Consider the following 12982-nt stretch of genomic DNA (forward strand, 5'->3'; position numbering starts at 1 on the left):
CGCTCGCTCATACCGACACCTCCTGGGTCTCAGCGCCGACCGGAGGCTCGGGCCGGAACACGGCGCGGACGGCGGCAAGATAGAACTGGATGGTCAGCGAGCCGAAGGCGACTGGAGCCAGGAAGTACGGCGGCCAGGCCGGCAGGTCGCTGACACCGGCGGTGCGCCGGATGTCGAAGGAGTGCAGGGCCTCTTGGAGGCCGAACCAGGCGAAGCCCGCGCAGACGGTACCGACGAGGACGAAGGACACGGCCTGCACCCAGCGCTTGGTGACCAGCGGCAGCATCTCGTAGATCAGATCGGCGCTCACATGCTGGCCGCGGCGCTGCGCCGCGATGAAGCCCAGGAACGCGATGACCGGCAGATACCAGTACTGCGTGATCTCCAGCGTGTTGGGCAGCGGCGAGGACCAGAAGGCTCGCATGACGGCGTTCAGCGAGATGTGCACCATCATCACGAACGTCAAGATGACTGCGGGGACCTCGATGAACAGATCGAGGTTGAGACGACGCGGACGCGCGTCGACGGACAGACTCATCACCCTACTCCTCGGTGACGTGGGCGGACGGCCGCCGGCAGCGCCGGCGACCATCCACGCCGATCATGATGGACGGTGCTCCGCGAACGTGTCGTCGAGAAGCTTCTGCAGGAACGCATCGATGTCGATGGCGTCCTCGCTGTACCAGGTGTCGAAGTCCTCATAGCCGACCTCGTCGGTGTAGCCGAGTTCGTCGGTCACGATCTCGAACCATCGGTCAGCGGACTCCTGAGCACCGTCGACGAAGGCATTGGCGTCATCGAGGGCCGATGCCTGGCGAACGCTGTCGAGCAGGCCCTCGTTGGCCTCCTGCATCGCCGCGCGCGCCTCGTCATCGAAGGTCGTGAAGCTGCCGCCGGCCTCGGTGACAGTCGCCGCGGCCTCCACGGTGTTGGGCCAGATCTTGCTGGAGATGTTGCCGCCGATGAAGACATCCAGACGGTCCCAGAACAGTTGCTGAGCGACGAGCGGAAGCGTCTCCCAGGTCGCCTTGCTGAAGGCCATGCCACCGGGGGCCAACGCGAAGCCCGCCTGGTCGTCGATGACGACATTCGGCGCCTCGGACAGATAGCCGCCCAGGACGGCCACGGTCGGGCTCGACACGGTGCAGCCGACTACGCCCCGCTCGAGGCTCTCGTAGAGCTCGGTGTACGCGATCGAGGCCGGTGATCCCCCGAGCGACTCGATCTGCTTGCTCTGCGCGGAGCCGCCGGACCCGATCGCCTGTCCGGAGATGGACGAGAGCGAGTTGCGTTCCTGGCTGCAGAAGAGCCCGTTCGATCCCGAGTTGTAGATCGGCACGAGCGGCACGAGACCGTGATCGTCCCACTCCTGCAGGATCTCCGGCGTGTCGAAGGCGACCTCGTTCGGCCACGCATTGGACTGCAGCGCGCCGACGACCGGACTCTGATGGGAGATGAAACCGGTCTCGATCAGCGCCACGGTCGCGGGGTATTCCGAGGGCTCGTAGATCGGCAGGACCTGGCCGAGGTCCAGGCGGCCGTCGTTCAGGGCATCGTCGATCTCCGCCGGGTCGGCCACGGCATTGGCGTAGGCGATGTCGAAGCTGATCTTGCCGTCCGACCATTCCTCGATGCTCGCCAGGTAGTCCTCGATGTTCTTGCCCGTCGCGGAGCCCTTGGGAGCAGGCGACTGCGTGCGAATCGTGATCGGGTCGACGCTCTCGAAGGCGGCGATGTAGTCCTCCTTGGACGCCCCGGGGTCGAGGCCCTCGCCTCCACCCGAGCCGCCACTTCCCCCTTGCTCAGCGCAAGCACTGAGAGTGACGACGCCGGCCACAGCCAGCATCGCGAGAAGGCGCGTGGACCTTCGATTGGTACGCATAGCGATCATGTCGTCTCCGTTGGTTGTCGGCATCTCCGTGCCGTGACCTGCCTCTCGTGACCACGGTCACAAGATATGAATATCATTCGCCTAGATTCACCGACAGTCAAGTTCCCCACCCAGGAATTTCCTGAAACCCTGTCGCCAGTGCCACGGCGCCAGCCCGCCCGTCCCACACCACCCCACTACGGCAACCGGGATTGCTGATAATGAAAGGTAACATCTACAGTGATGCGGGACACATGCGACCAGGAGGATGCCGTGAGTGCCGAAACCGTGATCGTCGGAGGTGGGATCTCCTCGATTCGACTCGCCGAGCGACTTCGCCGCGCCGGAGACGAGGACCCCATCACCATCGTGTCCGCCGAGCCCGGACTCGTCTACGACCGTCCGCCGCTGTCCAAGGGCGTACTGCTCGACGACGATCCGCGACGACCCGACCTGGCGACCGAGGAGGCCCTCGGCGCCCTCGGCGTGCGGCGTGTGACAGGTTGCCGCGCGGTGCGCCTCGACCAGGCCGCACGCCGAGTCGAACTCGAGACCGGCGAGACCCTCTCGTATGACGACCTCGTCATCGCCACCGGCTCCGATCCTCGCCGGTTGCCGGCGCTAGACGAGGTCGGTCCGTACTACCTGCGCACATGGGACGATGCACTGGCACTGCGGGAGGCCGTGCGGGAAGCAGCGCGCATCGGCGTCATCGGCGCCGGGGTGCTGGGACTCGAGATCGCGGCGACGAGCCGCGTACTGGGCCGCGAGGTCATGGTCGTCGACACCGCGCCGCACGCACTCGCGCGGATCGGCGGCCCCGAGCTCGGCACGCCGGTCGCCGACCTCCATCGCGAGCACGGCGTACGCTTCCATCTGGGTGTCGGCATCGACACCGCGACCGAGAACGGCGACGGAGCGATCACGCTGCGGCTCACCGACGGCACCGAACACGTCGTCGACGTCCTCGTCGTGGCGATCGGCGCCGTTCCGGTGACGGACTGGCTCCAGGGCAGCGGTCTCGCCGGACACGACGGGGTCGAGACCGATGCCGGCTGCCGCACGTCCGATGAGCGTATCTTCGCGATCGGCGACGTCGCCCGCGTCGAACGTGGCCCGGGAGATCGCCGGCGCCTCGAGCACTGGACCAATGCGGGCGATACGGCCGCCGTCGCGGCACGGGGCATCCTCGCTCGCCGGCGCGGCGAGACGCCGCCGACCCTCACTGAGCTCCCCTACGTCTGGAGCGACCAGTACGACGTCAAACTCCAGATCCTCGGCCATCTCGACCCCGACGGCAGCCTGATCCCGGCGGTCGAGGACCCTGAGGCGGGACGCTGGCTGCGCATCGCCGTCCGCGGACAGGAGGTCACCGGCGTGGTCGGTTGGAACATGCCCGCCGCGGTCAACCGCTGCCGGGCGGCCCTCATAGCCGGCGCGACCACCGACGAGCTCTTGCAGAGCGCACCCTGGGAACGGAAGGCACGACGATGACCGATGACCTGCACGAGCGACTCGACCGGCTCGAACGTCACGAGCTCGCGCGGTCGATGGCAGCCGCCTACGCCGTAACGGTCGACGCAGGCGATGCCGACCGTATCGCGGCACTATTCGCTCCCGACGGCACCCTGACCATTCCCAGTGGCACGCTGCGGGGACGCACGGAGATCGCCGCCTTCTACGCTAGCCGCGTGGCCGACGCCGACCGCCGGCACTTCGTCACCAACGTCGCGACACATGCCACCGAAGTCGCCTCGGCGGTCGGCCTGAGCGCGTACTTCCTCTACACGAGCCGCGAGCCCGGACGCTCGGCACTCGGCTGGGGACGCTACGACGACCTGGTCGATACCTCCGGGGACACACCGCTGCTGCTGGCGAAGACCATCACCCCGGCCGTCTTCACCGACCTCGATGAGGGCTGGGCCTCCTGACCGGGCACGCCCAGCGGCTCTCAGCCCGCACGGGGCGAGTCGACCGGCCCTGAGCGGACCGGCCGGCGCAGGAAGTTCGAGATCACCGCGTGTCCGTGGCTCGTCAGGATAGACTCGGGGTGAAACTGCACCCCCTCGACTCCGAGCCCGGCGTGGCGTAGACCCATGACGATCCCGCTCGCTGTGCGCGCGGTGATCTCCACCTCTTCAGGCAGATCGTCGACGACGAGGGAGTGATAGCGCGCGGCAGCGAAGGGTGTCGGCAACCCGGCGAGAACCCCGGCTCCCTCGTGGTGGACGAGCGCGGGATGCCCGTGGACGGGGTCGGCCCGTCGCACGGTCCCGCCGAGGAACTCGCCGATCACCTGATGGCCGAGGCAGACCCCGAGCACCGGGACACCCGCCGCTACCGCGGACTCGACCGCGGCCCTGCTCGTGCCCGCGTCCAGCGGCGCGCCCGGCCCCGGGGAGACGAGCAGGTGCGTGAAGCCCGCGAGATCCGGTAGCGGTACGGTCGAACGCACCACCGATGCCTCGGCCCCCAGCTCGCGGGCGTACTGCACCAGGTTGAACACGAACGAGTCCTCGTTGTCGACGACCAGCAGCCGGACGTCCTCGACCCGCGCGACGGGCGGAGGTTCCCGTTCCGGCCCGCGCAAGCGCCGCGTCACCGGACCCGGTACCGGCCACCGAGCGACGCCACCGAGCGATGAGACCGGGACGATGCCGCGCAGCGCATTGACCGCGAACGCCTCGGATGCCTGGCTGAGCTCGGAGAGCCGCATCGAGCGCTCCCGGATAGGGAATCCATGCCGCCGGGCTGCTTCGATCACCACGGCGCGAGCCGTGCCCGGCAGGATGCGGCCGTCCAGCGGTGGCGTGTGTACGCCGTCGTCGAATACCGCGAAGAACGAGGCGCGGTCGGTCTCCAGCACCTCGTCGTTGGCGTCGACGAGCAGAGCGGCATGATCGGGGAGCGCGCCGCGGTCGACCCACTTGTGGGCGCCGAGGCCTCCTGGCAGACGATGCACATCGAGGACCCACGACTCCGGCGCTGAATCCAGCGGAGCGATCGTGGTCTCCACACGCCCATCCGGGTGGAGCTCGACACGAAGCCTCCGCCTGCCTGTCGTCACCGAGGAGGCGGCGAGGGCGGCGCGACGTATCTCGGTCCCGACGTCGATGCCGTAGAGCTCGCGACCGCTCGCGGCCAGGCGGACGACATGCTCGTCCAACCGCGCGGGCCGGGCGTCCTCCACCAGGACGGTGGTGAACACTCCACGCGAGGAATCGGCCGCCGACGCAGGCTCGACGAGGACAGGCGGGGTGCCGTGGTGGCCCGGGCGGTCCACCAGGGCGGCGCCGAAGGCGGCGGCGATCGGCGCGACCTTGTCGAAACACTCCACGACCTCGGCCATCGGATCGCTCGCCGCGACGATGCCGCCGCCGGCACCGATCCAGGCCCGGCCGTCGGCCGCCACCTCCAGCGTCCGGATCGTGACATTGAGCTCCATGCCCCGGCCAGGACTCACATAGCCCATCGCTCCCGTGTACGCCTCGCGGCCGGTGGTCTCGAGTTCGGCGGCGAGGAGCTGCATGGCACGGATCTTGGGAGCGCCCGTCACCGACCCCGGCGGGAAAGTCGCCCGCAGCAAAGCGGAGTCGGGAGCGGACACCTGAGCCGTGACGTCCGAGACCAGGTGCCAGACGGCGTGGCGCTCGAGGCGGGTCAGCGCGGGCACCTCGACGCTGCCGGGCCGGGCCACGCGTCCCAGATCGTTGCGCATGAGGTCGACGATCATGACATTCTCCGCGCGATCCTTCGACGACCCGGTGAGTCGCACGGGATCGGCGTCGAGTGGAGCGGTGCCCTTGATGGGGGACGTCTGCACGCGTTCCCCCTCACGCCGCAGGAACAGTTCCGGCGACCAGCTGGCGATCGCGCCCTGGTCGTCCGCGACGAAGGCCGCGTAGGCAGGGCTCAGCTGCTCGACCCCGTGGCAGAAGGCGTCGAGCGCATCGCCGTGCAGGCGGGTCTCGAACCGGCCGCACACATTCGCCTGGAAGATGTCGCCGGCCTCGATGTGCTCGATGGTCCGGTGCACGGCATCTGCGTGCACCTCCACACCGGGTGAGAGGCGCAACGGCTCCAAGCTCGACGCGCGCACCTCCGAGGGGGACGCCAGCGACTCGCGCAGGGCATCGATCCGGTGTCGGGGTGTTCCGGCGAGCCATTCGAGCCACCACTGTCCCTCGACACGCCGGGCGACCACATCGTAGAAGCCCACGCGCAGGGCTGGTTGTGGCACCGGCCGTGGCGGCGACCCGGGAAGGTCTTCGAGATCTCCGGCCAATCGGTAGCCCCACGAGCCGATCCATCCGCCGCCGAAGTGAAGATCGAGCGAGGGCGCGAGGTCGATGGCGTCCCAGTCGCGCAGTTCGCGGACCGGATCGGCGGAGATCACCGCCTCACCGGCCGACCATCCCGAGCCGATGAGCGCCACGATCCGGGGCCGCCCGCGCAGTCGGCGGAGCAGCTGTGTGGGCGAGTCGTCGAGCGAGAGGCGCTCGCGCTCGACGACCGTGCTCACGAGGGTGGCGTGTCGTCGATGACCTGCGCGCCGAGATGCTCGGCGAGCAGCGCCTCGGCGTCAGCGGAGCTGCCGTCGAGGATCGGATCATCGGGATCGACACCGGCATCGGGATCCTCGGCCGCCTTCCGCGGCGCCGGTCCACTGCGCAGCGCCTCGCGGACCGATTCCGGCACTGCCGAGGTGGCCGGCGACGGCGGTGCCTGCTGCGCCGCCGGCGCGCTCGGCGCCGGACCGCCGCCTCCCGGACCGGGCTGCGCGGAGGGGTCGACGATGGCCTCGATCCGCCAGTCGACCCCGAGGACGTCGACGAGCGCCTGAGCGACGATGCGGTCCGAGCCGCTGTTCATGAAGGAGTCGCGGGCTCCGGCGTTGACGAGGGCGATTGTCAGGGTCGAGCCGTCGACGCCGGTGACCTGGGCGTTCTGGCTGAGCATGACCCACGTGAACCGGCGCAGGTTCTGGATGCGATCGAGGATCTGCGGCCACAACCGCCGGACATCGGCGATCGAGAGGGCACCGGGAGCCGGCTCGGGTTCCGGAGCCGGCTTGGGCTCCGGCGTCGGGCCTGGGGTCGGCGTCGGTTCCGGCTCGGTGGCGGCTGGCGCGGTCGGCGGTACCTCAGCAACGTTATCGGGGATGGATGGGGTTGACGGGCTACCGCCACTTGCCGGAGCCTCGCCGACCGACCCAGCCCACGAGGCTGGCGGTACGTCGGCAACCTCAACGGGAGCCGATGACGTTAACCACGCACCGCCCTCGACCGGGGCCTCCGCTGGCGAGGCGACTGGAGACGCCGGCGGTGCCTCAGCAACGTTATCGGGGACGGATGGGGTTGACGGGCTACCGCCACCGGCGGAGGAGGACTGCGCGGGGGCGGGAGCCGGGGCCGGACGAGCCGGGGCGGGAGCGTGATCGGGTGCCGGGGCGGTGCCGCCGCCGGACAGGCGTCGCTCGATCCGCTCGAGTCGTGCCTGGAATCCCTCGACCGAGTTGTCGGCGCCCGGCACGAGGATCCGGGCGCACATCAGCTCCAACATCAGCCGCGGGGCGGTCGCGCCCCGGAAGTCCACGAGTGCCGTGCTGACGATATCGGCGGCACGCGTCAGCTCGGACGGCCCGAAGCCCGAGGCCTGCTGCGCGAGTCGCTCGCCGCGATCGCCGGGGACATCGAGCAACCCGGACTCGATCGCGGTGGGGACGGCCGCCAGGATCACCAGATCGCGCAGCCGCTGCAACAGATCCTCCGCGAAGCGACGGGGATCCTGGCCGGACTCGATGACCTTGTCGACCACCGAGAACACCGTGCCGCCGTCGCGGGCGGCGAAGGCCGAGACGGCTTCGTCCAGGAGCGAGTCCGGGGTGTAGCCGAGCAGCTGGACGGCCAGCTCATAGGTGACCCCCTCGGGGCCCGCGCCGCCGAGCAGCTGATCGAGCACGCTCAGGGTGTCGCGCACGGAGCCCGCGCCCGCGCGCACCACCAGCGGAAGGGCCCGCGGATCGAGGGTCACGCCCTCGGCGGCGCACAGCTGCATCAGATACTCGCCGAGCTGCTTGGGCGGGACCAAGCGGAAGGGGTAGTGATGGGTCCGCGACCGGATCGTGCCGATGACCTTGTCCGGCTCGGTGGTGGCGAAGATGAACTTCAGATGGGGCGGCGGCTCCTCGACCAGCTTGAGCAACGCGTTGAAGCCCTGCGGCGAGACCATGTGGGCCTCGTCGATGATGTACACCTTGTACCGGCTGTTGACGGGCGCAAAGAACGCGCGCTCGCGCAGATCGCGAGCATCGTCGACGCCGCCGTGGCTCGCGGCGTCGATCTCGATGACGTCGACGCTTCCCGGCCCGCCGCGCGCGAGGTCACGGCAGCTCTGGCACTCCCCGCACGGGTCGGCGATCGGTGCCTGCTCGCAGTTGAGCGCGCGGGCCAGGATGCGCGCGCTGGTGGTCTTGCCGCACCCGCGCGGCCCGGAGAACAGATAGGCGTGGTTGACCCGATTGGCCGCGAGGGCGTGCCGCAGGGGGTCGGTGACGTGATCTTGGCCGATGACCTCGGCGAACGTCTCGGGCCGGTAGCGGCGGTACAGAGCCAGGGGTGCGTCCACGCCACGAGCCTAACCGTCGCCGGGGACACGCCCGGCGCGGACCGAGGTCGGTTCAGGGCAGGTGGCGGTCGAGCCAGTCGCCGAGGACCTCGTAGGCGTGGTCACGGGCCTCCTTGCGGGAGAGGAAGACATCGTGACGGGCTCCGGGAATCGGCACCGAGGTGACCTCATCGCCCAGGCAACCGGCCCAGCGGGCGATCTGGCGAACGTCGAGAACGGCGTCCGCGGTCTCGACCTCCTCGCTGTACCGGCTCACGATGCGCGAGCGATCCGAGCGCAGGACGAGGGACGGCACCCCGATATCGAGGCCACGGTGCAGTCGAGCCTGGCCGCGCCGGACCGCGCTGAGCCAGCCGACGGTCACCGGGAACCCGCCGAGGGGCTTCCAGGCCAACTCGTAGTCCCACTCGCCGCCGCGCGAGGTGTGCAGGCTCGACCCGTAGGCCTCCGCTTCGGGCAGCTTGAGGACGAGGCCGGGGCGCACTCGCGCGGCGAGCCGGATCGCCTGGGTGCCCACGCCGCGCATCCACGGCGCACCCTGCAGATCGAACCACGGGCTGTTGAGCATGATCCCGGCGATACCGGTGTCTCCACTGCCGGTGCCGCGACGCCGTCGATGCAGCCACAGCGGGACGATGAGCCCGCCGGTCGAATGCGCGGCGAGATAGACCGGGAGACCCGTCTCCTCGCGGACGATCCGCAGCGACTCGTCGAGTTCGGCGTCGTAATGGGCGAGATCGGAGACATAGTGCGCGGTGTGCCCGTCGCGCAGGGAGCGGCCGCACTTGCGCAGGTCGAGCGAGTAGAAGGCGACGCCGCGATCGGCGTAGAACTCGGCCATCGCGGTCTGGAAGAAGTAGTCGGTGAAGCCGTGCACGTAGATCACCGCGGCACGCGGCGAACCCGTGGAAGCCCGCCGAACCAGGGTGGCGGTGATCGTGCCCTCGCCGTCGGGGTCGTCGCCGAGCTCGATGACGTGCCGTTCGTACGGCTCCCCGAGCAGGTCGGTGGTCCAGTCGACGCTCATGTCCGCTCCTTTCGCCGTCGCCAGGATAGGTCTCCGCGCCTCGCCGTGGTGGCGCTTCGGCGAACCGATACCGATACATCGGGGTCGCCATAGCCACCACAAGGCATCGGCATCGGTCCCGCCCGTGCGCCATCGCGAGGACGGTGCCCGTGGAGGGGCTAGGGTGCGAACTGTGGCTGCCGTCGACATCGTCGTGCCCTACTGGGGCGACCCGGACCTGTTCGCGCTCACCGTGGACTCGGTGCTGGCGCAGGATGACGACGACTGGACGCTGACGATCCTCGACGACCATTACCCGGACCTCACGGCCTACGAGCGCTACCGCGGTGATCCGCGAATCACCTACGTCCGCCACGAGGAGAACATCGGGATCACGGCCAACTTCGCGCAGGCGGCACAGCGGGCGAGCGCCGACTATGTCTGCATCCCCGGCAGCGACGACCTCCTCGACCCCGGCTTCGTGCGCATCGTCAAGGGGGCGATCGAGCGACATCCGGGGGTCGACGTGGTGCAGCCCGGGGTCCGCGTGATCGATGAGCACGGTGCTCCCTCGTTGCCCCTGGTCGACCGGGTCAAGCGGCAGCTGCTTGCGCCACGCGGGGAGACGGTGCTCGCCGGCCAGGATCTCGCGACGAGTCTGATCCGCGGCAACTGGCTCTACTGGCCCTCGCTGACCTTCCGCACCGATACCCTGCGACGGCATGAGTTCCGCGACGGATTCCCGGTGATCCAGGACCTCGCCCTGCTGATGGACATCGCCTTCGCCGGGGGGTCCCTCGTCTACGTCCCCGAGCAGGCCTTCGTCTACCGACGCCATGAGGGCAGCGCCTCGATGGCCGCGCTCACCGGCGGATCGCGGTTCCGCGATGAGCGACGCTACTACCGCCTCGCTCATCGCCTAGCCGTCGAGCACGGCTGGAGACGCACCGCGCGGGCGGCCAGGATCCGGATCTTCTCGCGACTGCACGCGGCGACGGTGCTGCCGGGAGCGCTGCTCAGGCGCGACCGTGCCGGCATCGCCTCGGCGATCACCCACCTGGCGGGCCCCTGACCGCCGATCGCCCCGGCCCCCGGTGGCGGTAGGTCATCAACCCTTCCGCTCCGAGAGCGGTACGCCCTCAACGTTATCGCTCCCCGATAGGGTTGAGGGCCTACCTCCGCCGCCTGCCCCCAGCGCCCGGTGTGATGCTCCGAACGGCAGTGATCACCTCCGGTGGCGGTAGAGCATCAACCCCCATGTCGACCTGGTGAGGTTGATGGCCTACCTCTGCAGCGCCGGAAGGGTTGATGGCCTACCGCCGGCGACGGGCCTCGAGCGCGAGGCGGAGGAGCATGAGCCGGGCCCGCAGCACCGGGACGATCGAGCGCGGCCGGGAGGTCGAGGCGTTCGTCTCGTGGAGGCGGCGCCACACCACGACATCGTCGAGATGGCGGATCGACCCGTCGACATTGGCGACCGTCGCGATCCACAGGTCATGGGACTCCGACAGATAGGAAGGCAACGGCAGCACCCGGTCCAGTGCCTCGCGTCGCAGCGCCATCGCCGAACCGAAGTAGGGGATCACGCCGGCCCAGATGCGCAGCAGATTCCGTCGGTGCTGACGGGACGTGCGCGACCGCAACAACCAGGAACGCCGGCGCATGGGCGACGGCAGCGGCTGTCGCCCATCGAGGTCGACGACATTGCCCACGGCGACCTCGGCATCGGCCAGCCCCGCCAGAAGCGCCTCGACACGCCCCGGGGGCCACACATCGTCCTGGTCGCTCAACACGAGGTACTCACCGCGCGCGGAGCCCATCGCCTGTCCGAAGGCCCCGACATAGCCGAGATTGCGTTCGGTCCGCTGGACCTCGATGCGGGGGTCATCGCGCTGTGCGAGCAGTTCCAGCGTGCCGTCCGTGCTTCCGTCGTCGACCACGACGACCTCGTCGGCATCGGCCAACTGCGCGAGGATCGAGTCCAGCTGCTCATCGAGGTAGGCCGCACCGTTGTAGGTGGCCAGGCACACGCTCACGCGAATCCGCTCCGCCGCCCGCTCACCCATGGTTCCCCTCTCGCTGCGATGCCCCACCGTAGACTCCTCGATCATGGGACGGTCGATCACCACGAGGCTAGCGGCTTTCACCGGTGGTCCCGTTCTCGCGGCCCTCGCGCCGCTCCTGATCATCCCCGTCATCACCCGTGCGACGGGCGCCGGCGGATGGGCGAGCTTCGCCGCCGGGCAGAGCGTCGGCCTGATCGGCATGATCGTCCTGACCTTCGGCTGGGGCATCGTCGGACCGGTCCGGATCGCCCAGCATCCCGACCCGACGGATCGCGCGCGCATCCTTCTCGAGAGCCTGGTGACGCGGGCCGTCGCGGCGGCGGTCGTCCTCCCGGTATCGGCGCTCGTGGCCTGGTGGGTGGCGACCCCCGACTATCGCCTCGCCGCGGCCGCCATCGCCGTGGCGACCGCGGCGGCCGGTTTCACTCCGGCATGGTTCTGCATCGGCGCCGGTCAGCCGGGCCTGCTGACGGTCTACGACGTGCTGCCCCGGCTCGGCGCCGCCGCCGTCGGTGCGGCGCTCATCTTCCTGACCGGTGAGATCGCCTGGTACGCGGTGGTGCTGGCCCTCAGCTGTGTCGTCGCCTTCGGCTGGCACGCCCGGGTGACCATGCGCGACCACGACCTGGGGCACCTCGATGCCGCCGAGATCCGCATAGCGCTGCGCCGGCAGGTGCCGACGGCGGCCATCGACACGGTCTCCAACAGCTACGGCTCGACGCCCACACCGATCGCGACCGGCAGTCTGGCGACCTCCGCGGCCGACAGCTTCGCGTCCGCGAACACGATGTACCGCTTCGGGTTGATCGCCGTCGTCGCCTTCGGCAATGCCTTCCAGGGCTGGGTCCTGGAGCCCGATGCGGATGACCCACGAGCCCGTCACCGGCTGGCCATCGTGGCGCACGGCGCGCTCGGGGTGGCCGGAGGCATCGGGCTGGCCGCGCTGGGACCGTGGGCGAGCTCGATCGTCATGGGCGCGGACAACGCGGCGACCTGGACGGCATCTGCCCTGTTCGGCGCCGCCTTCTTCGCCATCTCGTTCACGACACCGTTCATCCGCAACGTCATGATCCCGCACGGACGGTACCGCTATGTCTTCGTCGTGACGTGCGCGTCCTCGCTCGTCGGGCTCTCGGTGATGCTCGCCGGTGCGGCAATGAGCGCCATGGAGGTCATCGCGGGAGGTATGGTCGCCGCCGAGCTGGTCATCATGGTCGCGATCGTCGTCCCGGCGCGGCGGCTGCTCGCCGACCGCACGCCATCGCGCAGGGCATGACCTCTCCCGCCCCGCACGGGCGGTGAGTCAGCGTCCGTTCCCCGATCGGGGCGGTTGGTCAGCGTCCATGTCGCTCGGACGGATGGACGCTGACTCACCGCCCCTGACGGAGGAAGGACGCTCAGTCACCGCCCTTG

10 protein-coding genes are annotated in these 12982 nt (G+C 69.7%); 4 read left to right on the forward strand and 6 right to left on the reverse strand.

Going from position 1 to position 12982, the window contains the following annotated elements; all coding sequences use genetic code 11:
• Positions 1–7 precede the first annotated feature (7 nt).
• Both FNM00_RS07275 and FNM00_RS07280 read right to left on the reverse strand, forming a co-directional pair.
• Complete coding sequence (locus FNM00_RS07275) at positions 8–538, reverse strand: TRAP transporter small permease (RefSeq protein ID WP_221933635.1); 531 nt, start codon at positions 536–538, stop codon at positions 8–10.
• Positions 539–601: 63 nt separating this feature from the next.
• The gene (locus tag FNM00_RS07280; RefSeq protein WP_143912778.1) at positions 602–1891 is read right to left on the reverse strand and encodes a type 2 periplasmic-binding domain-containing protein; all 1290 of its coding nucleotides are present in this window, start codon (positions 1889–1891) and stop codon (positions 602–604) included.
• Positions 1892–2143: 252 nt separating this feature from the next.
• Here FNM00_RS07280 and FNM00_RS07285 point away from each other — a divergent pair, with 252 nt between their 5' ends.
• Both FNM00_RS07285 and FNM00_RS07290 read left to right on the forward strand, forming a co-directional pair.
• A complete protein-coding gene (locus tag FNM00_RS07285; RefSeq protein ID WP_185973037.1) occupies positions 2144–3364 on the forward strand; it encodes an NAD(P)/FAD-dependent oxidoreductase in 1221 nt (406 codons plus the stop codon).
• On the forward strand, positions 3361–3801 hold the full coding sequence (locus FNM00_RS07290; protein WP_143912780.1) for a nuclear transport factor 2 family protein: 441 nt from the start codon (positions 3361–3363) through the stop codon (positions 3799–3801). The genes FNM00_RS07285 and FNM00_RS07290 overlap by 4 nt, the downstream gene beginning before the upstream one ends.
• Before the next feature lie 20 nt (positions 3802–3821).
• On the opposite strand, the gene FNM00_RS19200 is transcribed toward FNM00_RS07290, so the two are convergent.
• Genes FNM00_RS19200 through FNM00_RS07305 form a run of 3 tightly spaced genes read right to left on the reverse strand, consistent with a single transcriptional unit; the run spans position 3822 to position 9524 of the window.
• A complete protein-coding gene (locus tag FNM00_RS19200) occupies positions 3822–6392 on the reverse strand; it encodes a chorismate-binding protein (RefSeq protein WP_143912781.1) in 2571 nt (856 codons plus the stop codon).
• Positions 6389–8497 carry a DNA polymerase III subunit gamma and tau gene (locus FNM00_RS07300; RefSeq protein ID WP_143912782.1) on the reverse strand — a complete coding sequence of 703 codons (2109 nt, stop codon included), beginning with the start codon at positions 8495–8497 and terminating at the stop codon, positions 6389–6391. The genes FNM00_RS19200 and FNM00_RS07300 overlap by 4 nt, the downstream gene beginning before the upstream one ends.
• A gap of 52 nt (positions 8498–8549) precedes the next feature.
• Positions 8550–9524 carry an alpha/beta hydrolase gene (locus tag FNM00_RS07305; RefSeq protein WP_143912783.1) on the reverse strand — a complete coding sequence of 325 codons (975 nt, stop codon included), beginning with the start codon at positions 9522–9524 and terminating at the stop codon, positions 8550–8552.
• Between the two features lie 172 nt (positions 9525–9696).
• Between FNM00_RS07305 and FNM00_RS07310 the strand changes: the two genes are divergently transcribed.
• Positions 9697–10575, forward strand: a complete 879-nt coding sequence (locus tag FNM00_RS07310; RefSeq protein WP_246065107.1) for a glycosyltransferase family 2 protein — start codon at positions 9697–9699, stop codon at positions 10573–10575.
• Positions 10576–10816: 241 nt separating this feature from the next.
• Here the strand turns inward: FNM00_RS07310 and FNM00_RS07315 are convergent, their stop codons facing one another.
• The gene (locus tag FNM00_RS07315) at positions 10817–11569 is read right to left on the reverse strand and encodes a glycosyltransferase (protein WP_143912785.1); all 753 of its coding nucleotides are present in this window, start codon (positions 11567–11569) and stop codon (positions 10817–10819) included.
• Between the two features lie 43 nt (positions 11570–11612).
• On the opposite strand from FNM00_RS07315, the gene FNM00_RS07320 reads away from it, so the two are divergent.
• Positions 11613–12845 carry a polysaccharide biosynthesis protein gene (locus FNM00_RS07320; protein ID WP_143912786.1) on the forward strand — a complete coding sequence of 411 codons (1233 nt, stop codon included), beginning with the start codon at positions 11613–11615 and terminating at the stop codon, positions 12843–12845.
• Positions 12846–12982 lie beyond the last annotated feature (137 nt).

The organism is Aeromicrobium piscarium (genome assembly GCF_007421815.1).
Taxonomy (GTDB): Bacteria; Actinomycetota; Actinomycetes; order Propionibacteriales; family Nocardioidaceae; genus Aeromicrobium; species Aeromicrobium piscarium.

Excerpts from the sequence above, each read along its gene's own strand:
- FNM00_RS07320 (WP_143912786.1), top strand. The coding sequence starts at position 11,613 with ATGGGACGGTCGATCACCACGAGGCTAGCGGCTTTCACCGGTGGTCCC.
- FNM00_RS07290 (WP_143912780.1), top strand. The coding sequence starts at position 3,361 with ATGACCGATGACCTGCACGAGCGACTCGACCGGCTCGAACGTCACGAG.
- FNM00_RS07305 (WP_143912783.1), bottom strand. The coding sequence starts at position 9,524 with ATGAGCGTCGACTGGACCACCGACCTGCTCGGGGAGCCGTACGAACGG.
- FNM00_RS07280 (WP_143912778.1), bottom strand. The coding sequence starts at position 1,891 with ATGATCGCTATGCGTACCAATCGAAGGTCCACGCGCCTTCTCGCGATG.
- FNM00_RS07315 (WP_143912785.1), bottom strand. The coding sequence starts at position 11,569 with ATGGGTGAGCGGGCGGCGGAGCGGATTCGCGTGAGCGTGTGCCTGGCC.
- FNM00_RS07275 (WP_221933635.1), bottom strand. The coding sequence starts at position 538 with ATGAGTCTGTCCGTCGACGCGCGTCCGCGTCGTCTCAACCTCGATCTG.